Raw genomic sequence first — 24,357 nt, 5'->3', positions numbered from 1 at the left:
GAGAACCGGTGTCTCTCTTTTTGGATAGCAATGTCATTTCAGATAACTCAGCAGCCGTCCGGCCTCCATGGCCGCCAGCGCCCGGACTCCGTCAAAGTCCACATAGGGATTGTAAACTGCCTCCAGGCGGTCGTGGGCAGCTTTGGCGTCCATCAGTGCATGCCGTCCCTCCTCCCGCAGCAGTGCCGCCATACGGGTCTCAAAGCGCAGCCGGGCGCGCTTTTCCGCCGTTCCCAGAGCATCCAGCCGGATCCGGCGGAAGGGCTTTTTTCCGTAGTCCATTCCTGGCCGGGAGGTCACAAAGGCCAGCCCCAGTCCCGGTACCAGCAGATGCTCCAGCCGCTCCGGCTCCTCAGGGGCTGGACAGGCGATGACGTCCCAGCCGTTTGCCGTGGCCTCCCGACGGAGCATCTCCAGCAGCGGCCCCGCCTGCTCCCAGCTGTCTGCGAACTCGTAGACCTTGGGGCAGAGGACATCCACGCTGTCAAAACGCCAAATGTAGCCCTTGTGGGTCATGCTTCCCAAAAAGCGGCGGAGGGTGCGCCCCTGCTGTCCGCCCCGGCGGCGCAGCTCCCGGGTGATGATGCCTCCCACACGCTTTTCCGCCCGGGGCCGGTCAAATCCCGCGGCCACTGTCCGAACGGCATCCAGCTCCACAGACCGGGCGGCTTTCAGGTGGCGGTAAGCCCGCTCGTAGGCGGCCTTGTAGGTATGGGTGTGGGCCTTTACCTCCTCTGCATCCCGCTTGGCAGCGGACAGATCGTAAAATCTCCCCAAATCCACATACCGATCCACCGCTGCCGGGTATTTGGGCTCAAGCACATGGGGACTGGTACCGTCGGCCACGGCACAGCGCAGAGCTGGCAGCACCACGCCGTCCAGGGAGTCGGGATCACCGGAGCACCACAGATATTCCACCGGCGTACCCGCCTCCTCCATAGCCCGGCCGATCTCCCGCATAAAGGTGTTCTTTCCCACTCCGGGGCCTCCCTTGAGAATCATCAGATCATAGGTATCCTCCAGGTCGGTCAGTTCCGAAAACAGGTTCTGGAACCCGTTTCCGCTGTTTGCTCCCACGAAAAAATTCGTAACCTGTGCCATAATCTCCCTCCAAGTTTTGTTCTCGTTTTCAGATTATGGCGCTCCGGCTTGGCCTGACAGCGTTTTTCCGGTGTTTTTTCCTTCCTCCACGGCAAATTTTTATTTTTTCGGAAAACAGGGTGCACGGGCGCAGTTTTCTTGCTATAATAATGTGCATGTACCCAGGCAGTACCCTGGTGGCGACTCTACACAGCGAGGCAGGCGACAACAGCTATGGACTATCAATTCTCCCACAGCACGGAACAGGAGCGGGCCGCCCGGCGGGCACAGCGCGCAGCACAGCGAAAGCGCAGGCGGCGTCAGCATCTTCGGCTGCAATGCCTGCGTCTGGCGGCGGTACTCATTCCCCTGCTGGCTGTTTGCCTGATCTGGTATGCCATACAGCCGGAGGAAACGCAGGATCCCACAGCTTCCGTACAGGCGGCGCAGATGGAGGTGCAGACGCCCCCGGCGGAGCCGGAACCGGAACCGGCATACACGGTAAAACGAACGGCACAGACTGCCGCCATCTCCGCTGAGGCCGACAGCCAATACGCCGTGGTGATCGATCTTGCCAACGGTACCATTCTGGCGGAAAAAGCCGCTGATACCCGCATCAACCCCGCCTCCATGACCAAGATCCTGACGCTTCTTGTAGCAGTAGAACAAATTGAAAAAAAGGATGTCAGCCTGGACGACACCTTCACCATGACGCTGGAGGTAACGGATTATTGCTATGTCAATGAATGCAGTGTCGTGGGGTTTTTGAACGAGGAGGTCATCCCCATCCGGGATCTGCTTTACGGGACTATCCTCCCCTCCGGCGCCGATGCCGCCCTGGGCCTTGCGTACTACCTGTGCGGCTCCCAGGAGGCCTTTGTGGAACTGATGAATGCAAAGCTGGAGGAACTGGGCCTATCCGATACCGCCCACTTTACCAACTGCGTGGGCCTTTACGATGAAGCCCACTCCTGCACCGTCACCGATATGGCGCTGATCCTGAAAGCCGCCATGGAGAACGACCTGTGCCGGGAGGTCCTCTCCACCCACATCTACCACACCCAGCCCACTGCGCAGCACCCCGAGGGGCAGGATCTGTCCAACTGGTTCCTGCGCAAGATCGAGGACCATGTGCCGGAGGGGCTGGAAGTCGTGGGCGGCAAAACGGGCTATGTGGTCCAATCCGGCAACTGTGCCGCCAGCTGGGCTGAGACCTCTGACGGCAGCCGCTATCTCTGTGTCACAGGCAATGCTCACAGCAGCTGGCGGGCCATCTATGACCATGTGGCGCTGTACACCCAATACTGTCTTCCTGAAACAGAAAGCACCCCGTCGTAACGGGGTGCTTTTCCTGTTTGGTTAGAACTTCCCACCAGGACTTTCGGTCCTCTCACAGCAGAGACCGGCGCTTCTCTGCGCGGTGCATATCTGTCACAAAAACAGCTGATTCTCCTTGGGCTCTGTGAAATTGGCCTCCAGCATGGCTACATGGCTGAGAAATGCGGGGTCGTCAAAATACTTTGCGTGCTTGGTGCACTTGCGGACACAGGCCTGGCACTTGATGCAGGTACCCGGCACCAGGGCGGTATTCTTCGGATCAATGGCTCCCATGGGACACAGGCGGGCGCAGGCACCGCAGTCAGTGCACTTGCCCAGATCCGTCTGGGGCTTTGCTTTGAGGAACTTGGCAGGCTGGCCGTCAATTCCCTTGGGTACATAGTAAGGCGCGTCGGCATCGCCGGGTACGGTAATAGGGGCCGGAATCTCTGTCAGGGATTTCACCTTGTCTGCAATCTCCCCCGCAAAGGCCTCCATCATCCGCTTGTCATCCCAGTCCGGCCGGCCATCAGCCAAGGCGTCCGTAAACGCGTGACGGCAGGCAAAGGCCCCGGCCGCCACGGTGTGGAAGCCACCGGCCTCCAGACAGGCGCACAGCTCCGCCAGGGAGTTGTCAAAGCTGCGGTTGCCAAAGGTCACCAGTCCCACCGCCAGAGCTCCGTTCCCCAGGATCTCCTCCTGCACGAAGGGCAGCATCTTATTGGGCAGCTTCCCCGCATAGGTGGGCATTCCCAGCACCACCAGGTCAGAATCTGCAAAGGAAAGCGCTTCTCTCCGCTCACCGGGCCGGGTAAAGCTCCGGCGCTCCAGAGGAAGCCCCAGCTTCCCGGCCAGGGATTCCGCCACCGTGTTGACCACCTTGTCCGTGTTGCCGGTGGCACTCCAATACACTGCCCAGACTTTCTTTTGTTCCATCTGTCCTTCCCCCTTTTCTTACAGTTGCCACAACAGGCGCCAGGGAACTCCCGGGCGCCTGTTGACGGTCACAGCGAAAAATCCGCTTCGTTCAGTTTGTCGGTATCCAGCACCGCCGGACGAGGCGGTACCCGCTTCAGGGGATCATACTTGAAGGAACGGCAATGATCCTCCACCGCCATGATCCCGTGCTTGACACAGGCCACTTCCCGGTCATTGATCTGCTGCCCCCGCTGGCAGTAAGCACAGCGCGGATCGATATTCTTCCGAAACAGCATGCAAGTCCTCCCCCCTTCACAGTGCTTTTCTCAGAGCGTATACAGCTTTACAGCGCCGTTCTCCGCCGTGGCTTTCACCTGGGTGATGGGAGCGTCATAGCTGTCAATGATCTTGGTGGCCATGGGATCCTCCAGCTCCTTTTGGATGGTGCGCCGCAGGTTGCGGGCGCCATAGGTGAGAGAGTAGGACTTTTCCGTCAGGAAGTCCACCAGGGCGTCGTCATAGGTAAAGGCGATACCCTTATCCTTCAAAGAGGTTGCCAGTTCGTCCAGCATAATACGGGCAATGGATTTGAAATTCTCTTCGCTGAGGCGGTTGAAGCAGATGACGGCGTCCACGCGGTTGATGAACTCGGGACGCAGGAACTGCTGCAGCGCCTTCATGGCACGGTCGGCATCCTGCTCATTGGCGGAGCGGCCAAAGCCCACGGTACCCTCCTTGGTGGCACTGCCGGCGTTGGAGGTCATGACGATGATGGTGTTTTCAAAGTTCACCTTGCGGCCGTGGGCATCGGTGATCTCGCCGTCGTCCAGGATCTGCAGCAGTACGTTGAGCACATCCGGATGGGCCTTTTCGATCTCGTCAAAAAGCACCACGGCATAGGGCTTGCGGCGGATCTTCTCCGTCAGCTGTCCGGCCTCGTCATAACCCACATAGCCCGGCGGGGAACCCACGATCCGGGAGACGGAATGCTTCTCCATAAACTCGGACATATCCAGCCGAATCAGGGAATCCGGCGTGTTGAACAGGTCATTTGCCAGCTGCTTGACCAGCTCCGTCTTGCCCACGCCGGTAGCGCCCACAAAGATGAAACTCACCGGCTTATGCTTGGGGCTGATGCCCACCCGGTTGCGCCGCACGGCGGCGGACACGGCGGCGATGGCCTCGTCCTGGCCGATGATGTGGGTCTTGAGCCGCTGCTCCAGCTGGCTGAGCCGTTGGAATTCCTGCTCCCGGATCTTGGAGGCGGGGATCTTTGTCCAAAGCTCGATGACATGGGCCAGATTGTCCATGCTCAGCTGGGGATCGCCCTTTTCGCAAAGGGCGGTGAGCTCCGTGTTCAGCTGGAGCTCCTTGCTCTTGAGGAAGGCCATGCGCTCGTAATCCGGCTCGGCGCCCTCCTGAGCTCCCTGCTCTTCCAGCATGGTGCGCTCTTTCTCATAATCGTCCAGCTCCCGCTGGATCTGCATGCGGCGGGAGATATCCGGATCCTTGAGGTTCAGGTCGGAGCAGGCCTCGTCGATCAGGTCGATGGCCTTGTCCGGCAGGAAGCGGTCGGTGATGTAGCGTTCGGAGAGCACCACCGCCTGGCGCAATATCCCCTCGGAGATCTTGACACCGTGGTACTGCTCATACTTGGGAGCCAGGCCCTTGAGGATCTGCACGGAATCCTCGATGGAAGGCTCATTCACCGTCACTGGCTGGAAGCGCCGCTCCAGGGCAGTGTCCTTCTCGATGGACTTGCGGTATTCATTGAAGGTGGTGGCTCCGATCACCTGGATCTCGCCCCGGGAGAGGGCGGGTTTGAGGATATTGGCGGCATTCATGCTGCCCTCGGCATCGCCGGCACCCACAATGTTGTGGACTTCGTCGATCATCAAAATGATGTTGCCCAGGCGCTTGACCTCGTCAATGAGGCCCTTCATCCGGGACTCAAACTGGCCCCGGAACTGGGTACCCGCCACCAGGGCGGTGAGATCCAGCAGATAGACCTCCTTCTCCCGCAGCTTGAAGGGGACATTGCCGGCAGCGATGCGCTGGGCCAGACCCTCGGCGATGGCAGTCTTGCCCACGCCGGGCTCACCGATGAGGCAGGGGTTATTCTTCTGTCGGCGGTTCAGGATCTGAACCACCCGCTCGATCTCCTGCTCCCGGCCAATCACCGGATCCAGCTTGCCCTCCTTGGCCTTTTGCGTCAGGGAGATGCAGTAGCTCTCCAGATATTTGCGCTTGCCGTTTTTTCCGTCTTTCCGTTCCTTCTCCCGGCCCCGGGGCGCACTGTCCTCAGAAGAGGCGCCGCCCTCACCGGCCCGGGGCGCGTCGGATCCGGAGAACAACCGGTTCAGGAAGGGGAACGTGGCGGTCTTGCCCTCCTCTTCCTCCTCCCCGGCGTCCTCTCCGCCGGGCAGGTCCTCGATATTCTCCACCCCGTTGAAGGCCTGCATCATCTCATTGTTGATGGTGTCCAGATCCTCGTCGGAGATCCCCATGCGCTTCATCATCTCGTCTACCTGCGGGAGCCCCAGCTCCTTGGCGCACTTGAGGCAAAGGCCCTCATTGGTGGTCTTGTCCCCCTCCATTTTGGAGATGAACACCACGGCGACGTTTTTCTTACATCTTGAGCAAAGTGTTGGCTGCATCATATACCTCCAGATTATCAGACGGGCTCAAATTGCCCCGTCATGAGAGAAACGACAACACGCCCAGCGGCGTATTGGCGGTAAAAAACTTCAAAAGATGGGTTCCGGCGAAAGCTCCGGTCTCAAAGGACATCCCCAGCCGCCGCAGGATCCACACTGCCAAAAACAGCACCAGCGCGCCCTGGATCAGCCCTACAGCACCGCCGCCCAGACTGTTGAAAAGGTGCAAGCCGGGCAGACGCGCCACCAGATCCATGGCCTTGAGCAGCATCCGCAGCAAAAGCACCAGCAGCACAAAGGACACCAGAAACAGCAGGCTGGAAACGATGGTCCGCGTCATGCTCTCCACCACGGCGGTGGCAATGGACACGCCGGTATCCCGCACCGTGTCCTGGACCTGCTCCGTCAGGGACTCCCGTACGTCGCTGTCCAGTCCGATCAGGGCCAGCAGCGCCTCGATGCCGTCCGGATCTTCCGTATCCTCCTCCGGCATTTCCACCGTCTGCTGGGCCATGGCCTCATCCACCTGCCGGGTGACTTGTTTGGTAAGCAGCGGGGAGACCGCCTGGGTCACCGGTTCGGTCAGGGCGCTGGTGATGAGGGACGCCCCGATCAGTGCCGCCACCAGGATCACCAGCCCGGCCGCGGATTGCAGCAGCCCGCGCTTCACACCGTTGACTGTGAAAAATACCAAAATCAATGCCACAACGATGTCTATTATAACAGCTGCCGTCATGCTTGCCTACCTTTCTTCGTGTAAACGTTTTGTGAATTTCAATTTTTCCGGGGAATCACGGCAAAAACACTTTGGCAGAGTCCGCGGAAAGCAGCAGAGCCGAGCCATCCGGCCGCTGCAGCACATCCACGGCGGATCCAGTTCCCACCAACGTGGCATAAGTCTCCAGCTCCGGCGTGTAGATCACCAGCTGATCCGTATACAGCACCGCCAGATAGCGGCCTGCCGCCGAGACCCCCACCACTTCCTCATTGACATCCAGGGAGGCCAGTTCCGCGCCGTCCTCGCCGACGGTGACTAGGCGTCCCACGCTGCCGGAGCGGTAGCGGTTGAGCAGCAACGCGGTAAAGCCGTCTCCCCCCAGGTCGTACTCCCGCAGATAGTTTCCCTGATAGGAATAAGTCCACTGGTTCTCCCCCTGCCCATCCGTCTGATTCAGGCAGGAATCCGTCACTGAGAGCAGGGAGCCATCCCGCTCCAAGATCTCCAGCAGGAGGCCGTTGGAAATATCGTAATCGGCATAGGAGGGGATCTCCACCCCGGAACCATCTGCGGTGGTCTGCTCCCCCTTTTCTTTTAGGTCGTAGAGCACCACATTGCTGACGAACACACTGTTCTCCTGTCCCAGGGTCACTGCCGCCAGCTTCTGTCCGCCGGCAAAGGAGCATGCATCCACCACAAAGCGCTGAGAAGAATTGAACGCAAACAGCAACTCTCCGGTGAGGTCGTAGACACTGACGCAGCCTTTATAGTTTTTCTTTTCTGCCGTCACCGCCAGATAACCGTCCTCACTGAGGCTGACGGAAATAATCAGTTCATCCTCCCCGGTCTCCATCTCCAGCACCTGGCCCTCCCGGTTTACCACCAGGATCTCATTTCCTCCCACGTCATAAGCTGCCGCCCACTGCCCCGCGCATTCCAGCGCGGGAGCACTCATGCGGATGGGAACAGACCAGATGTCTTCCCCATCCTGGCCAACCAGCCGCAGTGACGTGTCCGAGAGAACCACCAGCGTGTCCTCCAGCAGGGCAAACCGATTGGATGAAGATTCGTCATAGCGGTACTCCGCCTCTCCGCTGCTTTCGGCGCCGCCGTAGCTGAAATACCGGCGCAATGCGTCAAAGCCGGTGCCGTCCCGCCAGGCGGCCAGGGCCACGATCCCCAGCACGATGACCAGCACCAGCAGGAAAATCAGAAACCGGCGCAGGCGGCGGGGCTTCTTGGCAGTCTCCTCCTCCGCACCGTCGTCGTCATTCCAGATATCATACGTCCGCTTATCCATTGAGCCGTTCATCCTCATACCAAAGTCTCGTCAGGTACAGTCCGCCGGGAGGCACCGTAGGCCCTGCAGCCGTCCGGTCTCCCCGTTCCAGGATGCCCGGAATATCCTCCGGGGCAAATTTGCCCTCCGCCGCGTAGAGAACGGTGCCGGTAATGGCCCGAACCATGTTATATAAGAATCCGTCGGCGCAGACCTTCAGCTCCAGCAGATCTCCGCTGCGGGTCACGTCACAGTAATAGATGGTCCGCACGGTGGTTCGGGTCTCCGTTCCCACAGAGCGCACCGCCGCGAAATCGTGGGTCCCCACAAACATATGGGCCGCCCGGTTGAGAAATTCCTCATCCAGATGCTTGGGGTAAAAATACGCCCGGTTCACATAGAAGGGATTCTTGAACCGGGAGTTGTAGATCCGGTACGTATACTCCTTTTTCAGGCAGGAGCCGATGGCGTTGAAATCCTCCGCCACCTCAAACGCCTCCTTCACCGCGATGTCCTCCGGCGTGTGGGTGTTGATGGCAAAGGGGATGCGGTCCACCGGGATGCGGGAATCCGTGCGGAAATTGGCCACATACCGCTCCGCGTGAACCCCTGCGTCCGTCCGGCCGCAGCCAGTGAGGTGCACAGGCCCGCCGGTGATCTTGGCGATGGCCTTTTCCAGCGTCTCGCAGACGGTGACGGCGTTTTTCTGCACCTGCCAGCCGTGATAGGCGGTGCCGTTATACATGAGTTTCAGGGCAATGTTTCGCATGGGATTCTCCTTACTCCGGCCAGGTAACGGTGGGGGTGTGGGACAGGGGGCAATTACGCATATCGTCCCAGGCAAGAGCCACCTGCTCCTTGATGGGAAATTCATAGCGCAGGCCGAACGCGTCTTCACAGGTATACGTCAACAGCATATGGTCTCCAGGAGCACAGGCAAACCGCATGGCATCCACCCGTTCTCCATCCGCTTCCAGCACGTACCGCTTCTCAGTCTCCCGACCGGTAAATACCAGTTCTCCGTTGCGGTAGACGTGAAACGCTCCGTTTACGGCCTCCGTCTCTTGACCGGAGGGATCCAGAAAAGAGGCGTACCAGTCGCACTGGGAGAGCATCTCCTCCCGGCTGTCACAGTGCCAGGAAATCCCCCCGCCGGACAGCTGCAGCGGCAGCAGAGGGGCCATAGAGTCGCTGCGCAGAAGCACTGTGTCGTCCGCGAGCCGCAGCTCCAGCCCCGCCTCCAGATCCAGCGGAACCGTCACGGTTTTGGAAAGCGTCCTTCCATCCGCCTGCCGCTGGAGATGCACCCAGTTCCAGGCCAGGTTGTATGGCTCACCCGGATGGCAAAAGCCCAGGCTGTCGGAAAGCTCCGCGCCTTCCGCCCCCTCCACGATCACATCCATGGTCAGCATCCGGCCGGCTGTATCCACCCGCACTTGCTCAAAGCGAACCGCAGGCACAGGCTTTGGCAAGTGGTTCTTCGCATCCTCCAGGCTCGCTTCTGCTGTTTCCATACGCTCTGTCAGGGATTCGTTTGCCTGCCGGCTCTCCGTCAGCTGGGCATTCAGAGCGTGGATGGTGCGCTGCTGGAGCGCCGCTGCCGTTAGGGCGCACAGGGCTGCCAGCAAGGCCAGGACGGCCAGTGCGTGTCCGCGCAGGAATCTCATAGGCACATGCCTCCCTTACCGATACTGCCCTTATACGCCCATCTGCCGCAGGACAATGACCCAGGCAGTGATGAGGACACCAAACACCAGGGCCAAGTAGTCCCGGCGCTGATACCGGAGCACATGGAGCCGAGTACGGCCCTCGCCGCCGTGATAGCAGCGGCACTCCATGGCGGTGGCCAGCTCATCGGCCCGGCGGAAGGCGCTGATAAACAGCGGCACCAGAATGGGGATCAGGGCCTTGGCCTTCTGGACGAGGCCGCCGCTGTCAAAGTCCGCTCCACGGGCCTTCTGGGCGGACATGATCTTGTCCGTCTCCTCAATCAAGGTTGGAATGAACCGCAGGGCAATGGACATCATCATGGCCACTTCGTGAACCGGCACATGAAAGCGCTTCATCCAGTTCAAAAGCCGTTCCAACCCGTCCGTCAGGGCAATGGGGCTGGTGGTGTAGGTCATGAGGAAGGTCCCCATAATAAGGAGCATGATCCGCAGCACCATAAAGACCGCGTTGCGGATGCCCTCTTTGGAGATATGCAGGATCCCCCACTCCACCAGATAGTGGTCTCCAGGGGTAAAGAGCAGATTCAAAACACAGGTGAAAATCAGGATGAACAGCACCGGCTTGAGGCCCCGGACCAGAGCCCGGATGCCCACCCGGGAGATCCGGACGCACACCGCCAGCACCAGCGCCATCAGGGCGTAGGTGAGCACGCTGTTGGCGCAGAACAGGGCGATGATGTAGAGCATCACCAGCAAAATCTTGGTACGGGGATCCAGCTTGTGGGCCACAGTATCTCCGGGGAAAAACTGACCCAGGGTAATGTCTTTCAGCATGGCGCACCGCCTTTCCGCAACGCCAGAAGCTGCCGCTCCAGATCCCGCACCGTGTAGACTGCCGGATCAATGGGCAGGCCCTTCTCCCGCAGGCGCATGGCAACCCGGGTCACCTGGGGCACATCCAATCCGGCGGAGAGCAGCTCCTCTCCCCGGGCAAAAACCTCTGCCGGAGTGCCGCTCATGAGCACATGAGAAGACTTGAGCACCAGGATCCGGTCCACATTCTGGGCGATCTCATCCATGCTGTGGCTCACCAGGATCACGGTCATCTTCTTGTTGCGGTGATAGTCCCGGATGTTGGCCATGAGGTTTTCCCGGCCCGCCGGATCCAGTCCCGCGGTGGGCTCGTCCAAAATCAGCACACGGGGCTCCATGGCCAGCACGCCTGCCAGGGCCACCCGGCGCTTTTGCCCGCCGGAGAGCTCAAAGGGGGACTTGAACAGCTGATCGTCCCGGATCCCCACGATCTTGGCAGCCTCCCGGACGCAGCGGTCCAGCTCGTCCCCAGTACGGCCCATGTTGGTGGGACCGTAGGCGATATCCTTGTAAACGGTCTCCTCAAAGAGCTGATACTCCGGGTACTGGAAGACCAGCCCCACCTGAAAGCGCACATTCCGGATCTTCTTGGGCTCCGCCCAGATGTCCTTTCCGTCCAGCAGAATTTGTCCGGAAGTGGGACGCAGCAATCCGTTAAGATGCTGAATCAGGGTGGACTTTCCGGACCCGGTATGGCCGATGATGCCCAGGAATTCCCCGTCGTACACGTCAAAGCTCATATCCTGCACGGCGCTGCGTTCAAAGGGCGTTCCGGCGCCGTAAGTATGGGTGAGATTTTTTACTTGCAGAATCGGTTCCAAAGCCTATCGTTCCTTCCCCGTCATTTCACGCCAAAGGCCGCCGCGATGACGTCCGCGCAATCCTCCACCGTGAGAGCAGTCAGCGGCACATCCACGCCGTCCCGGCGCAGCCGGTCCAGCAGGTCCACGGTGTCCGGCACAGTAAGGCCCATGGACCGCAGCTTCTCCACCTGAGTGAAGACCTCCGCCGGAGTCCCGTCCATCACCAGATGGCCGTCATCCATGACCACCACCCGGTCCGCCTGCTCCGCTTCGTTCATGTGGTGGGTGATGAGCACCACGGTAATGCCCTTTTCCCGGTTCAGGCGGTGAACTGTCTCCAGCACCTCCCGCCGGCCCACGGGGTCCAGCATGGCGGTGGCCTCGTCCAGCACCACGCAGTCCGGCTCCATGGCCAGCACTCCGGCAATGGCGATGCGCTGCTTTTGGCCGCCCGAGAGGAGGTGGGGCGCATGGCGCACAAACTCGCTCATGCCCACTGCCGCCAAGGCGTCATCCACCCGGCGGCGGATCTCCTCACTGGGGACTCCCAGGTTTTCCGGGGCAAAGGCCACGTCCTCTTCCACCACATTGGCCACGATCTGGTTGTCCGGGTTCTGGAACACCATGCCCACCCGCTGGCGGATGGCCAGCAGTAAGTTGGCGTCGGCGGTATCCAGCCCCTCCACATAGACTTTCCCGCCTGCCGGCAGCAATACTCCATTGAAGGTCTTGGCCAGGGTGGACTTGCCGGAGCCGTTATGGCCCAGCACCACCACGAAGGAGCCCTTTTCAATGGTCAGGTCCACGCCGTCCAGAACGTAGACCGGCTCCTCCCCTTCTTCCACCGGATAAGCATACCGCAAGTTTTCTGCTCGGATGATCTCCGCCATAGTCGTCCTCATTTCCTCGTATCATATGGGCCATACCCGGAACATTCCCACCTGGCCCGGAGCCAGACGCTCCAGCAGCCGCAGCAGTCCGAAACCGGCCATGGCTCCCAGGGTATTGAGCCACAGATCGTCGATATCAAAGGCCCGTCCCACCAGAAGCTGCCAGCACTCGATGAAACCGGTAACGCAAAGGCCCGTCACAAGTGCCCGCTTCCAGGTATATCCCCGCCACACCAGCGCGGGGAAAAAGCCAAAGGGCAGAAACATCAGGATGTTGCCCAACAGGATGTACAGCAGCAGCCCTTTGAAATTAACCGTCTGAAAGGGGATCAGATTGACATAGCCCAACCGGAAAAAGGGTCCTGACCAGCCCCTGCACAGCACGGCAGCCAAATCAAATCCCCAGGGAGTCAGCGTCAGCATGGCCATGCCGCCGCAGAACATCCAGAAAAGCGCCAGTGCGGCCTCCCGCCTGCAAAAGCTGACCAGGCCGGCCGCCCGCACACGGCGGCGCCGCCAGGGATACAGACATCCATACACCGCCAGAGCCGCCAGGATCCCCGGCAGCATCCGCCGCAGATAGTCCGCGGTGATCCACACATAGCGCATCATGATCCGTTACTCGCTGAACCAGCGGCCTGTGGCCCCGCAGGGCAGAGCCAGCCCCGTCTCCGTTACCGGCAGGCCCAGTTCGTCCCAGGTACACTTGCCGCCGTACTTTTCCGCCACCAGCAGGTGCAGCAGATATCCCAGCACCGAAGGGGCCAGCCCTGTGGTGTAGGAGTTGATAAGGACAAAGAGGGGCCTGTCCGAAAGCACCTGGGCGCACAGTTTCACAAAGGGATAGAGATTCTCCTCCAGCTTCCACACCTCGCCGCCGGGCCCCCGTCCATAGCTGGGCGGATCCATGATGATGGCGTCATAGGTCTTGCCCCGGCGGATCTCCCGCTCCACAAATTTGGCGCAGTCGTCCACGATCCAACGGATGGGGGCATCCTCCAGCCCGGAGAGCTTGGCATTCTCCCGGGCCCAGGCCACCATTCCCTTGGCGGCGTCCACATGGCAGACGCTGGCTCCCGCCTTGGCACAGGCCACGGTGGCCCCGCCGGTGTAGGCAAAGAGGTTCAGGACCCGGATGGGCCGGCCGGCAGAGCGGATCTTCTCCATGACGAAGTCCCAGTTGGCCGCCTGTTCCGGGAACAGTCCCGTGTGCTTGAAGTTCATGGGCTTCACCTGGAACGTCAGATCCTTATAACGGATTTTCCAGCTCTCCGGCAGGGTCTTTTTTTCCCAGTGCCCACCGCCGGTCTGACTGCGCAGATACCGGGCGTTGGCCTTCTTCCAGGCGGGATTGCGCCGGGGGCTCTCCCAGATGGCCTGGGGGTCCGGGCGCACCAGCAGCTGCTTGTCCCAGCGCTCCAGCTTTTCCCCGCCTCCGCAGTCCAACAATTCATAATCCTGCCACTGATCCGCGATCCACATAAGCGCATCCTCCAGAAGTCTTCCTGCCTATGCGGTATTTCCGCATAGTAAATCATGTTATTATACCTCTTATCCTATCGGTTCGTCAATTCCTTTTCCCTCTGCGGCCCCCTCACACACGCAGAAAACCCCGGCGCCTTTGGGCGCCGGGGTCCTGTCAGATCATCTGTATAAGGCTTTGGGCAAAGGCACGGGTCCGGGCTTCTTTCCCTGCATCCATAAATACCGTATCATAGCCCAGATGCCGCTCGGCATGGCTGCCCAGATACCGCAGCTGGGAGTGTTTGCAATAGCGCCGCATCCCTGTTTCAAAGAGATCACAGCCTGACTCCGGCCGGTAGCCGCAGGTCATCAGCAGCGCCACGGGCTTCCCCGCCCACAGGGAGGGCCCCTTTTCTGTGCCATAATACTTGTTCATGCCGTACACCAGCCGATCCAGCAGTGCCTTCATGGGCGGCGTGCAGTACCAGGAGTAGATGGGGGTGGCCAGCACCAGCAAATCCGCCGCCAGCACCCGGTCAAAGATGCCCTGCACATCGTCCTGCCGGGAACAGCCGAATTTCGTCCAGTCCCTCTGGCAGGCCCGGCAGGCCACACAGGGCTCGATGTGCCGGTCATACAGCCACACCGTCTCCGTCTGTGACCCGGAGCCCTCCAGCTCCCGGCAAAAAGGCGTCAGCAGCGCGGCGGTATTGCCCCCTTTCCGGGGGCTGCCCATCAGGATCAGAACCTGCTTCACGGCTTCTCGCTGCCGCAAGACGCACAGCCTGCGCAGCAGGTACCGCAGGCCGCAGCATCCTCCTCCGGAATGGAGGCCGGTGCCGGGACAGGCTCCTGTACCGTGCCGTTGTCCCGGTGCTCCAGACGCTCACGGGCCACTGCCAGCATCAGCTTGATGCGGTTTTCCTGGTTGACCCGGGTAGCACTGGGATCATAGTCAATGGGGGTAATATTGGCTTGGGGATACAGCTCCCGGATCTTGTTGATCATACCCTTGCCGCAGATATGGTTGGGCAGACAGCCAAAGGGCTGGGCGCAGACGATGTTCTCATAGCCTGCCCGGACCAGCTCGATCATCTCCGCGGTGAGGAGCCAGCCCTCGCCCATCTTATCACCCATGCCGATGATGCCATTCGTGAGCTTGGTGAGCTCCCGGAAAGGCAGCGGCGCGTGGTAGCCGTTGTCCTTGAGGACCTTGATCATCACGCTCTCCATCCCCTCAATGTACTTGAGGATCACGTCGGAGATATGCTTTTCCAAAAAGCTTCCGCCATAGAGCCGGGCGGTCTCAGAGGGATTGTAGGCGCAGTACTGCACAAAGCCCATGAGGCCCGGCAGGTTCACCTCGCAGTCCTGGCTGGCCAGGAATTTCTCCAGATCGTTGTTGCCCAGAGGGGAGTATTTCACATAGATCTCCCCCACCACGCCCACTTTCACCTTGGGCACCCGGTGGACGGGAATGGCGGCAAAGTCCGCGGCGATCTTGGGCATGGCAGCCTTAATCGCCCGACCCGACCAGCCCTTATCCTGGAGCACCCAGCCGCAAATAGTGTCAAGCCATTTCTCTTGACAGGCGCTGGCAGCACCCTTTTCCAGCTCGTAGGGCTCCGTCTGGGCCTTGAGGGCCACCAGCAGATCCCCGTAGTAGATGCAGGCCAGGAGCTTGCGCATCATGGGAAGCGTCATGGGGAAGCCGGAGTCCTTCTCCAGGCCGGAGAAGTTGAGGCTCACCACCGGCACCTGGGGATAGCCCGCTTTCACCAGGGCCTTGCGCAGCAGGTGGATGTAGTTGGAGGCCCGGCAGCCGCCGCCGGTCTGGGTGATGATGAGGGCGGTGTGATCCAGGTCATACTTCCCCGAACCCAGGGCGTCCAGGAACTGGCCGATCACCAACAACGCCGGATAGCAGGTGTCATTGTGGACGTATTTGAGGCCCAGCTCACACACCTGGCTGCCGCAGTTTTCCAGCAGCTCGCAGGTATAGCCCGCCTGCTTCATCACGGCGGCCAGGATGCGGAACTGCACCGGGGCCATATTGGGGATGAGGATCTTATGGGTCTTCTTCATCTCCGGGGTAAACTTGGGGTAATTTTGAAATTCCAGCTCCATGGCTCACACCTCCTCTTTGAGCTCTTTCTTCTCATCCAGCGCGGCAAACAGGCTCCGCAGCCGGATCTGCACCGCACCCAGGTTGGTGATCTCGTCGATCTTCAGCTGGGTGTAAAGCTTGCCTCCCGCCTGGAGGATCTCCCGGGTCTCGTCGGAGGTGATGGCGTCCACGCCGCAGCCGAAAGAGACAAGCTGCACCAGGTCCATATCCGGCTGATCGCAGCAGTACCGGGCGGCGGCATACAGCCGGGCGTGGTAGGTCCACTGATTGAGCACCGTGGTGGGGAACTTCTCCACCCGGTTGGAGATGGAATCCTCCGTCACCACGGCGGCACCGAAGCGGGTAATGAGCGTGTCGATGCCGTGGTTCACCTCCGGGTCCACATGGTAGGGACGACCCGCCAGCACGATGATCCGGCGGCCCTCCGCCCGGGCCTGGTCAATGACCCGCTCCCCCTCCTTGCGGATCTGGGACATATGGTGGGCATACTCGGCATAGGCAGCGTCGGCAGCCTCCTTCACCTCTCCCTTGGTGATATCCGGGAAGTACTGACGCAGGATCTGGAAGATCTTCTTGGTGAAATCCTTGGGACGGTGGAGGCCCACATAATCGTAGATGAACTTTGTCTCCTTGACCTCAGGGCAGTTGCCGGCAATGACCTCCGGATAATAGGCCACCACCGGGCAGTTGTAGTTGTTGTCGCCCAGGCCCTCATCCAGATTGTAGGTCATGCAGGGGTAGAAGATGGCGTCCAGCCCCAGCTTGGAGAGGAAGTGGATGTGACCGTGGGCCAACTTGGCCGGGAAGCAGGCGGTATCACTGGGGATGGTGCCCTGCCCCTTCAGGTACAGGTCCCGGCTGGAGAGGGGGCTGTGATACACGGCGAAGCCCAGCTTGGTAAAGAACGTATGCCAGAAGGGCAGCAGCTCCCACATGTTCAGGCACAGCGGCAATCCGATCTTACCCCGCTTGCCGGGAACCGGCTTATAGCCCAGAATCAGCTTGCGCTTATAGGCATAGAGATTGCGCTCTCCGGTGTCCGCCTTGCCGGTGACGGGCCGATCGCAGCGGTTGCCGCTGATAAAGGTGGAGCCGTCGGCAAAGGTGTTCACCGTCATCTGGCAGTTGTTGCCGCAGCGGCCGCAGACCTCGCTGCGGGTCTCCTGCTTGAAATCCGCCAGTTCCTGGGCGCTCAAAAGCGTGCTGGTCTGATTTGCCGCCGCCTTGCCCCGACCGTAGAGGGCCGCACCGTAGGCGCCCATGAGACCGGCGATGTCCGGGCGGATGACCTCCACCCCCATCTCTTTTTCAAAAGCCCGGAGGACGGCCTCATTATAGAACGTGCCGCCCTGGACCACGATGTTGCGGCCCAGCTCCTCGGGAGAGGACGCCCGGATAACCTTATAGATGGCGTTTTTCACCACGGAGATGGAGAGGCCTGCGGAGATATTTTCAATGGTGGCGCCGTCCTTCTGGGCCTGCTTGACGGAGGAGTTCATGAACACCGTGCAGCGGCTGCCAAGGTCCACGGGCCGGTCTGCAAAGAGTCCCAGCTTGGCAAACTCCTTGACATCATAGCCCAGCGCCTGGGCAAAGGTCTGCAGGAAGCTGCCGCAGCCGGAGGAGCACGCCTCGTTGAGGAAGATGTTGCTGATGGCGCCGTCCTCGATCTTGAAGCACTTCATGTCCTGACCGCCGATGTCGATGATGAAATCCACATTGGGCAGGAAATAACGGGCAGCCGTGAAGTGGGCCACCGTCTCCACCACGCCGTAATCTGCGTGGAAAGCCGCCTTGGCAAGATCCTCTCCGTAGCCGGTGGTGGTGACGGACGCCACATGCAGCGCCGGATGCTCCGCGTAGAGCTTCTGGAGCACCTCCCGGATCAGGGGCACCGGGTTGCCCAGATTGGGCCGGTAGTCCGTAAAGAGGATCCGGGCATCCTGATCGATCACCACCATCTTCACAGTGGTGGAGCCGGAGTCAATGCCGATATGCACCGGGGCGGCGTAATCCGCCTGGAAGGGCATCTGGGGCACCGTTGCCTTGGCGTGGCGGGCCCGGAAGGCCTCATACTCCTCCTTGCTGGAAAACAGGGGCGGCTGGGAGCGGTAAGTCTCCGACGCGCCCCGGGCCTGGAGGCGGTCTGCCACCTCTTTGAGGTCAAAGGTCTGGTCGGAGTAGAAAGCGGCGCCCATGGCCACGAACAGCAAACTGTTCTCCGGGCACAGCCCGTTCACCCCCAGGGTCTTGTCAAAGCTCTCCCGCAGGCAGTGAGAGAAAGTCAGGGGACCGCCCAGATACACCACATTCCCCTTGATGGGACGGCCCTGGGCCAGGCCGGCGATGGTCTGGTTCACCACCGCCTGATAGATGCTGGCGGAAATGTCCTCCGCCCGGGCACCCTGGTTGATGAGGGGCTGGATGTCGCTCTTGGCAAACACGCCGCACCGGGAGGCGATGGTGTACGTCTTCTCCGCCCGGCTGGCGGCCTCATCCATCTCGTCGGCGGTCATCTTCAAAAGGGTCGCCATCTGGTCAATGAAGGCGCCGGTGCCGCCGGCACAAGAGCCGTTCATCCGCACCTCGGTGCCGCCGGTGAGGAAGAGGATCTTGGCATCCTCACCGCCCAGCTCGATGATGCAGTCCGTGCCGGGAGTCAGGCGGTTGGCCGCCACCCGGGTGGCAAAGACCTCCTGCACAAAGGGTACCTGTACGCTCTCCGCCATGCCCATACCGGCGGAGCCGGAAATGGCGAACTGGGCTTTGCCGCCGGGCACGTACTGCTCCGCCATGCGGCGCAGCAACTCTTCGGACTTTTCCAGGATATGGCTGAAATGCCGCTCGTATGTACTGTATACGACGCGGTCTGCATCGTCCAGAACCACACATTTTATGGTAGTGGAGCCCACGTCCAAACCTACTTTCAAGTGATGTTCCTCCTTTGAACAACGCGGCCCCGATACCGGCAGAGCCAGCTGGCCGCATGATACCACATTAATTGGCATTGTACTCTTTTCTGCCGGGATGTGCAATCGGCAAAATTCGCCAACTGTGTAAAGAACGCGTTAAGAAATCGTTTATCTTTTCTCTTGGACTGGCGCTCGGTTTGTGCTATAATTTATTTAATTATGTAAAAACAGGAGAGTTCCCATGGAAACAACACTTTTGCACTGCTGCTGCGCCCCCTGCTCTTTAAGCTGCATCGATCCTCTGCGGGAAGAGGGCATCGAACCGGTAGCTCTGTGGTACAATCCCAACATCCACCCCTGGACGGAGTACAAGGCCCGGCGGGACTGTCTTCTGGAGTACGCCCCCACCATCGGCATGGAGGTGCGGGTATGGGAGAATTACGGACTGCGGGAATTTGTGGAAAACGTGGCCTCCAACATTGACGGCCGCTGCGCTTATTGCTACGGGCATCGCCTCCACGGCGCCGCAAAATACGCCGCGGAGCACGGCTTTTCCTCCTTCACCTCCACCCTGCTGGCCAGCACCTACCAGAACCACGAGGCCATCGTGGCCGCGGCGGAAGCCGCAGCGGAGCGCTATGGGGTAAAATTCCTCTACCGGGACTTCCGCCCCTACTTCCGGGCGGGCAACCAGCGGGCACGGGAGTTGGGCTTTTATATGCAGAAATATTGCGGATGCGTCTTCTCCGAGCAGGAGCGCTATCAAAAGAAGATCGACCGGGATCTGGAAAAATTCCGGGAACAGGGCTGATGCTTCCCGGTTCCCAGGAAAAAGCCTGGATTTTGCAAAAAATCCGCAAAAAACCATTGACAATCTTCCCCACTGCTGATATACTTTGTAAGCCGCTTTGAATGGGCATGAAGTGTCCCCCCTACGGGACCGCCCCCGACAGCGAGCCCGTAGTAAAGGAGTTGAATCAAAATAATGAACGCTATCATCGTGACCGGCGGCAAGCAGTACAAGGTGTCCGAGGGCGACGTGGTCTACATCGAGAAGCTGGACCAGGAAGCCGGCGATACCGTGAAGTTCGATCAGGTCCTGGCTGTCATCGACGGCGAGAAGGCCACCTTCGGTACCCCCGTTGTGGAGGGCGCCAGCGTGGAGGCCACCATCGTCAAGAACGGTAAGGGCAAGAAGATCCGCATCTTCAAGTACAACCCCAAGAAGGGTTACCGCAAGCGTCAGGGCCATCGTCAGCCTTACACCAAGGTCGAGATCTCCAAGATCTCTGTGTGAGTATGACCACCGTTACGTTTCGGATGGAGGGCGACCGGATCACCGGTTTTGACTCCAAGGGCCACAGCGGCTATGCCGAGGCCGGGTCCGACATCGTCTGCGCCGCCATCACCAGCGCCATCCGCCTGGTGGAGGCCACGGTCAACGATGTCCTGGGTCTGGCTGCTTCCGTGAAGGTCCGGGAAGAGGACGCGTCCATTTCCCTGCGCCTGCCCGGCGGACTGGCTCCCACTGCTGAGAGCACCTGTCAGTCCCTGATGACTGGTTTGATGGTCTATTTCGCCCAGCTCCACGACGAATACCCCGACAATATCGAAGTTTTGGAGGATGATTAACACCTCCCCATCTACAATCTTACAGAAAGGATGGTCCCGATCATGATTCGTATTGGTCTTCAGTTCTTCGCCCACAAAAAGGGCGGCGGCTCCACCAAGAACGGCCGTGACTCCGAGTCCAAGCGCTTGGGTCCCAAGCGTGCGGATGGTCAGTTCGTCAAGGCCGGCAACATTCTGGTTCGCCAGCGCGGCACCCACATCCATCCCGGTGTGAATGTCGGCATCGGCACCGACGACACCCTGTTCGCCACCGCAGACGGCGTACTCCGTTTCGAGCGTCTGGGCAAGGATCGCAAGCAGGCCTGTGTTTACACCGCCGAGTAATCGGACTTGGAGAGCCCCGAACTTTTCGTTCGGGGCTCTTTTTCGAGATTCCCCTCCCCTTTCGGTTTTGCCTGGAATGGACACGGCACCGGCTGGGGATTCTACTATTCATACGGAGGTGTGAACCATGGCAGCATCATTCATCGATAAGGCCCGCATCACCGTCAAGGCCGGCAACGGCGGCAACGGCGTGGTGGCCTTCCACCGTGAAAAATACGTGGCGGCCGGCGGCCCTGACGGCGGCGACGGCGGCAAGGGCGGCTCCATCATATTGCAGGTGGACGACAGCATGTCCACCCTGATGGACTTCCGCTACAAGCGCAAATACGTAGCCCCCAACGGCGTGGACGGCCAGGGTGGCCGCAAGTCCGGCAAGGACGGCGCGAACCTCATCATCCGGGTCCCCCGGGGTACCCTGGTGCGGGACGCGGAGAGCAATGAGATCATCAAGGATATGTCCGATGACGAGCCCTTCGTCCTCTGCAAAGGCGGCCGGGGCGGCTGGGGCAACATGCACTTCGCCACCCCCACCCGGCAGGTACCCCGTTTTGCCAAGGCGGGCCTCCCCGGAGAGAGCCACGACGTCATTCTGGAGCTCAAGCTTCTGGCCGACGTAGGCCTGGTGGGCTTCCCCAACGTGGGCAAGTCCACGCTGCTGAGCGTAGTGTCCAAGGCGCAGCCCAAGATCGCCAACTACCACTTCACCACCCTCTTCCCCAACCTGGGCGTGGTGTGGGTGGACGAGGGTGTCAGCTTCGTCATGGCGGACATCCCCGGCATCATTGAAGGAGCCAGCGAGGGTGCCGGCCTGGGCCACGACTTTCTGCGGCACGTAGACCGCTGCCGCCTGCTGGTGCATGTGGTGGATGTTTCCGGCAGCGAGGGTCGGGATCCCGTGGCGGATTTCGACGCCATCAACGAGGAACTCAAACAGTACAGCCCTGCTCTGGCAGAGCGTCCCCAGATCGTGGCCGCCAACAAGGTGGACATTCTGGAGCCCGAAAGCGATAATCTGGAGCGCCTGCGCAGCCATGTGGAGGCCCTGGGCTACACGTTGGTGGAGATCTCCGCCGCCTCCCATCAGGGCACCCGGGAGCTGGTAGGCAAGGTGGCCCAGATGCTCTCCGTGCTGCCTCCTGTGGCAGTCTATGAGCCGGAGTACGTCCCCAAGCCCCCGGTGGTGGACACCTCCGCCCCCCTGGATATCCACCGCAGCGACGACGGCACCTGGATCGTGGAGGGTCCCTGGCTCCAGCGGCTCATGGGCAACGTCAACTTTGCCGACTACGAAAGCCGTATGTGGTTCGACAAGACCCTGCGGGAATCCGGCCTCTTCCAGCAGATGGAGGATATGGGCATCCAGGACGGCGACACCGTGTCCATGTATGACTTTGAATTTGAATACCAGCGCTGAGCAAAAAAACGGAGCGGCCAAAAGCCGCTCCGTTTTTCCATTCAATGAGCCGCAGCGCTCCCCGTCCCCGGTACCCGGATCAGCGGGCAGAATGCCGCCGCCACCTCCAGTACGGCGCAGATCTTGTCGGCACAGCACACCACTGCACTCTCCCGGCAGGCCGGAGGCGTCAAATTCAGGGGAAACATATGCTTGAGGATAACATCCATCTCCACAGGATTCAGGTCAAACTCCTGCCGGGCATTCTCCAGGGCCCAGCGGGCATGGCGGAAGCCGTGGAGCCGGTGGGACGCATCAGGCACATGCCAGTCATAGAGGAAATAGTCGTGGAGCAACGCCCCCCGCACCAGGCTCCGTTCATCCAGATGCAGGTGCAGCCGCCGGGCCAGCAGCAGGCTCACATAGGCAACAGCCACAGAGTGGGCAAAGCAGGAGGTCTGTCCGTGCTGCATGATCCCCCGTTCCGCATCCATCCCCGGCGCGGTCAAAATATCAGCCCCATACTGCCAAAGGAGGCTCTTTTCTTCCATCATTTCTCCTCCTTTCCCGCTGCCGCCGATTATAGTTCTGCTTTCGCTGAGATTCCAGCAGCAGTATGCACAATGATGCCCCGTTTTTATCCTTATTTTTTTGTAAATTTACTCTCATTCCAAATTTTCTTCTTATTTATTATGCAAAAAAGAAAAATTCAAATTTACTCTTGACAAATCCAAAAAACACAGTGTAAACTACGCACAAGTTCAAAGCAACAAACCGATGACGCAGACGAGTAAGCAAATCGAGTTTCTCCCAGAGAGCTGCCGGTGGTGGGATGGCAGCAGAGACGACTTTGCCCAATGGACTGCCGAGGGCGGACTGAACGCCGCAAGGCCAGTAAGTACCGACGGGCTTTTCCCCCGTTACCAAGGAAAGACGTGTGATAGCACGTCGCCGAGCGGGCGAGTTTTTCGCCAATTTGGGTGGCACCGCAGAAGTTTTCAGACTTTTGTCCCAAAGGACCATTTGGAATGGGTTCTTGTGGAACAAAGGTCTTTTTTGTTTCCCGGGAACCGACGCATGAAAGGAGACAATACCATGGCAAACCAGAACATCCCTTACAAGATCTATCTGTCTGAAGACGAGCTGCCCCGGAATTGGTACAATGTCCGGGCGGACATGAAGCATAAGCCCGCTCCCCTGTTGAATCCCGCCACCGGAGAACCCATGGGCTTCGAGGACCTGCGGCCCGTGTTCTGCGATGAACTGATCCGGCAGGAACTCAACAACGACGACCGGGAGATCCCCATTCCCCAGGAGATCCGGGATTTCTACAAGATGTACCGTCCCTCTCCCCTGGTGCGTGCCTACTGCCTGGAGGAAAAGCTGGACACCCCCGCCAAGATTTACTACAAGTTTGAGGGCAACAACACCTCCGGCTCCCACAAGCTCAACTCTGCCATTGCCCAGGCATACTATGCCAAGCTCCAGGGGCTCAAAGGCGTCACCACGGAAACCGGCGCCGGCCAGTGGGGCACCGCCCTCTCCATGGCCTGCGCCTATCTGGGCCTGGACTGCCAGGTTTACATGGTAAAGGTCAGCTACGAACAAAAGCCCTTCCGCCGGGAGGTCATGCGGACTTACGGCGCCGCCGTCACCCCCTCCCCCTCTGAGACCACCAACGTGGGCCGCGCCATTTTGAAGGCCCATCCCGGCACCACCGGCTCCCTGGGCTGCGCCATCTCCGAGGCCGTGGAGGCCGCCGCCAGCCAGGAGGGTTACCGCTATGTGCTGGGCAGTGTTTTGAACCAGGTGCTCCTCCACCAGTCCATCATCGGCCTGGAGACCAAGACGGCTCTGGACAAATACGGTATCGTACCGGACATCATCATCGGCTGCGCGGGCGGCGGATCCAACCTGGGCGGTCTGATCTCTCCCTTTATGGGCGAGAAGCTCCGGGGAGAGAAGGACTACCATTTCATTGCCGTGGAGCCTGCCTCCTGCCCCAGCTTCACCCGTGGCAAGTTTGCCTACGACTTCTGCGACACCGGCATGGTGTGCCCCTTGGCCAAGATGTATACCCTGGGCAGCAACTTCATCCCCTCTGCCAACCACGCCGGCGGCCTGCGCTATCACGGCATGAGCCCCGTCCTCTCCCAGCTCTACCACGACGGTCTCATGGAGGCCCGGGCTGTGGAGCAGACCAAGGTCTTTGAAGCCGCTGAGTACTTTGCCCGGGTGGAGGGTATCCTCCCCGCCCCCGAGTCCAGCCACGCCATCCGGGTGGCCATCGACGAGGCCC

The 24,357-nt window shown here is 60.2% G+C and carries 25 protein-coding genes and 1 other annotated feature; of the genes, 8 read left to right on the top strand and 17 right to left on the bottom strand.

The window, feature by feature from the left end; genetic code table 11:
• Positions 1–33 precede the first annotated feature (33 nt).
• Complete coding sequence (locus ACT67G_RS07590; RefSeq protein WP_325246991.1) at positions 34–1,101, bottom strand: hypothetical protein; 1,068 nt, start codon at positions 1,099–1,101, stop codon at positions 34–36.
• A 213-nt stretch (positions 1,102–1,314) separates the two neighbouring features.
• On the opposite strand from ACT67G_RS07590, the gene ACT67G_RS07585 reads away from it, so the two are divergent.
• Entirely contained in the window at positions 1,315–2,418 is a 1,104-nt protein-coding gene (locus ACT67G_RS07585; RefSeq protein WP_326216144.1) for a D-alanyl-D-alanine carboxypeptidase family protein, read from the top strand.
• Between the two features lie 93 nt (positions 2,419–2,511).
• Here the strand turns inward: ACT67G_RS07585 and ACT67G_RS07580 are convergent, their stop codons facing one another.
• From ACT67G_RS07580 to ACT67G_RS07510, 15 genes are all read right to left on the bottom strand, one after another.
• Entirely contained in the window at positions 2,512–3,333 is an 822-nt protein-coding gene (locus tag ACT67G_RS07580) for a 4Fe-4S binding protein (protein WP_443663850.1), read from the bottom strand.
• 68 nt (positions 3,334–3,401) lie between these two features.
• Entirely contained in the window at positions 3,402–3,611 is a 210-nt protein-coding gene (locus ACT67G_RS07575) for a hypothetical protein (protein ID WP_325246994.1), read from the bottom strand.
• 30 nt (positions 3,612–3,641) lie between these two features.
• Positions 3,642–5,972: an ATP-dependent Clp protease ATP-binding subunit gene (locus ACT67G_RS07570; RefSeq protein ID WP_325246995.1), complete on the bottom strand. Its 2,331-nt coding sequence runs from the start codon at positions 5,970–5,972 to the stop codon at positions 3,642–3,644.
• Positions 5,973–6,012: 40 nt separating this feature from the next.
• Positions 6,013–6,708, bottom strand: a complete 696-nt coding sequence (locus ACT67G_RS07565) for a CvpA family protein (RefSeq protein ID WP_325246996.1) — start codon at positions 6,706–6,708, stop codon at positions 6,013–6,015.
• Positions 6,709–6,763: 55 nt separating this feature from the next.
• On the bottom strand, positions 6,764–7,990 hold the full coding sequence (locus ACT67G_RS07560) for a DUF5711 family protein (RefSeq protein ID WP_325246997.1): 1,227 nt from the start codon (positions 7,988–7,990) through the stop codon (positions 6,764–6,766).
• Entirely contained in the window at positions 7,983–8,738 is a 756-nt protein-coding gene (truA, locus tag ACT67G_RS07555) for a tRNA pseudouridine(38-40) synthase TruA (RefSeq protein WP_326216137.1), read from the bottom strand. The genes ACT67G_RS07560 and truA overlap by 8 nt, the downstream gene beginning before the upstream one ends.
• Before the next feature lie 10 nt (positions 8,739–8,748).
• The gene (locus tag ACT67G_RS07550; protein ID WP_443663849.1) at positions 8,749–9,636 is read right to left on the bottom strand and encodes a hypothetical protein; all 888 of its coding nucleotides are present in this window, start codon (positions 9,634–9,636) and stop codon (positions 8,749–8,751) included.
• A 30-nt stretch (positions 9,637–9,666) separates the two neighbouring features.
• Positions 9,667–10,473 carry an energy-coupling factor transporter transmembrane component T family protein gene (locus ACT67G_RS07545; RefSeq protein ID WP_443663848.1) on the bottom strand — a complete coding sequence of 269 codons (807 nt, stop codon included), beginning with the start codon at positions 10,471–10,473 and terminating at the stop codon, positions 9,667–9,669.
• Positions 10,467–11,333 (bottom strand): energy-coupling factor transporter ATPase, encoded by an 867-nt coding sequence (locus ACT67G_RS07540; protein ID WP_325247001.1) that lies wholly within the window; start codon positions 11,331–11,333, stop codon positions 10,467–10,469. Before ACT67G_RS07540 ends, ACT67G_RS07545 begins: the two co-directional genes overlap by 7 nt.
• 20 nt (positions 11,334–11,353) lie before the next feature.
• Positions 11,354–12,205, bottom strand: a complete 852-nt coding sequence (locus ACT67G_RS07535) for an energy-coupling factor transporter ATPase (protein WP_325247002.1) — start codon at positions 12,203–12,205, stop codon at positions 11,354–11,356.
• 21 nt (positions 12,206–12,226) lie between these two features.
• Positions 12,227–12,817 (bottom strand): VanZ family protein, encoded by a 591-nt coding sequence (locus ACT67G_RS07530; protein ID WP_443663846.1) that lies wholly within the window; start codon positions 12,815–12,817, stop codon positions 12,227–12,229.
• Between the two features lie 6 nt (positions 12,818–12,823).
• A complete protein-coding gene (locus tag ACT67G_RS07525) occupies positions 12,824–13,687 on the bottom strand; it encodes a class I SAM-dependent methyltransferase (protein ID WP_443663844.1) in 864 nt (287 codons plus the stop codon).
• Positions 13,688–13,844: 157 nt separating this feature from the next.
• A complete protein-coding gene (locus ACT67G_RS07520) occupies positions 13,845–14,444 on the bottom strand; it encodes a flavodoxin family protein (RefSeq protein ID WP_443663842.1) in 600 nt (199 codons plus the stop codon).
• Positions 14,423–15,790 carry a 2-hydroxyglutaryl-CoA dehydratase gene (locus ACT67G_RS07515; RefSeq protein WP_443663857.1) on the bottom strand — a complete coding sequence of 456 codons (1,368 nt, stop codon included), beginning with the start codon at positions 15,788–15,790 and terminating at the stop codon, positions 14,423–14,425. Before ACT67G_RS07515 ends, ACT67G_RS07520 begins: the two co-directional genes overlap by 22 nt.
• Before the next feature lie 9 nt (positions 15,791–15,799).
• Positions 15,800–18,727, bottom strand: a complete 2,928-nt coding sequence (locus tag ACT67G_RS07510) for an acyl-CoA dehydratase activase (RefSeq protein WP_325247006.1) — start codon at positions 18,725–18,727, stop codon at positions 15,800–15,802.
• A gap of 223 nt (positions 18,728–18,950) precedes the next feature.
• On the opposite strand from ACT67G_RS07510, the gene ACT67G_RS07505 reads away from it, so the two are divergent.
• The 5 genes from ACT67G_RS07505 to obgE all read left to right on the top strand — a co-directional run bounded on the left by ACT67G_RS07505 (position 18,951) and on the right by obgE (position 22,079).
• Positions 18,951–19,520: an epoxyqueuosine reductase QueH gene (locus tag ACT67G_RS07505; RefSeq protein WP_325247007.1), complete on the top strand. Its 570-nt coding sequence runs from the start codon at positions 18,951–18,953 to the stop codon at positions 19,518–19,520.
• Positions 19,521–19,694: 174 nt separating this feature from the next.
• Positions 19,695–20,006 carry a 50S ribosomal protein L21 gene (gene rplU, locus ACT67G_RS07500; RefSeq protein WP_325247008.1) on the top strand — a complete coding sequence of 104 codons (312 nt, stop codon included), beginning with the start codon at positions 19,695–19,697 and terminating at the stop codon, positions 20,004–20,006.
• Positions 20,007–20,008: 2 nt separating this feature from the next.
• Positions 20,009–20,341 (top strand): ribosomal-processing cysteine protease Prp, encoded by a 333-nt coding sequence (locus ACT67G_RS07495; protein ID WP_326216128.1) that lies wholly within the window; start codon positions 20,009–20,011, stop codon positions 20,339–20,341.
• A 42-nt stretch (positions 20,342–20,383) separates the two neighbouring features.
• Positions 20,384–20,665 (top strand): 50S ribosomal protein L27, encoded by a 282-nt coding sequence (gene rpmA, locus ACT67G_RS07490; RefSeq protein ID WP_325245465.1) that lies wholly within the window; start codon positions 20,384–20,386, stop codon positions 20,663–20,665.
• Between the two features lie 127 nt (positions 20,666–20,792).
• On the top strand, positions 20,793–22,079 hold the full coding sequence (gene obgE, locus ACT67G_RS07485; RefSeq protein WP_325245464.1) for a GTPase ObgE: 1,287 nt from the start codon (positions 20,793–20,795) through the stop codon (positions 22,077–22,079).
• A gap of 41 nt (positions 22,080–22,120) precedes the next feature.
• Here the strand turns inward: obgE and ACT67G_RS07480 are convergent, their stop codons facing one another.
• Positions 22,121–22,531, bottom strand: coding sequence for an HD domain-containing protein (locus ACT67G_RS07480; RefSeq protein ID WP_443663839.1), 411 nt, complete (start codon positions 22,529–22,531; stop codon positions 22,121–22,123).
• Between ACT67G_RS07480 and ACT67G_RS07475 the strand changes: the two genes are divergently transcribed.
• The gene (locus ACT67G_RS07475; protein ID WP_443663837.1) at positions 22,523–22,783 is read left to right on the top strand and encodes a hypothetical protein; all 261 of its coding nucleotides are present in this window, start codon (positions 22,523–22,525) and stop codon (positions 22,781–22,783) included. The two genes, ACT67G_RS07480 and ACT67G_RS07475, sit on opposite strands and share 9 nt — an antisense overlap.
• Positions 22,784–22,826: 43 nt before the next feature.
• Positions 22,827–23,075, top strand: a binding site (T-box leader).
• Between the two features lie 78 nt (positions 23,076–23,153).
• Positions 23,154–24,357: TrpB-like pyridoxal phosphate-dependent enzyme (locus ACT67G_RS07470; RefSeq protein WP_443663835.1), on the top strand; the 1,204-nt coding region annotated here is incomplete at its 3' end.

It is taken from the genome of Dysosmobacter sp., from assembly GCF_052306735.1.
In the GTDB taxonomy this organism is placed as follows: Bacteria; Bacillota; Clostridia; order Oscillospirales; family Oscillospiraceae; genus Oscillibacter.
The sequence above is the reverse complement of the archived record's forward strand: the minus strand, read 5'-3'. Positions and strand labels throughout refer to the sequence as shown.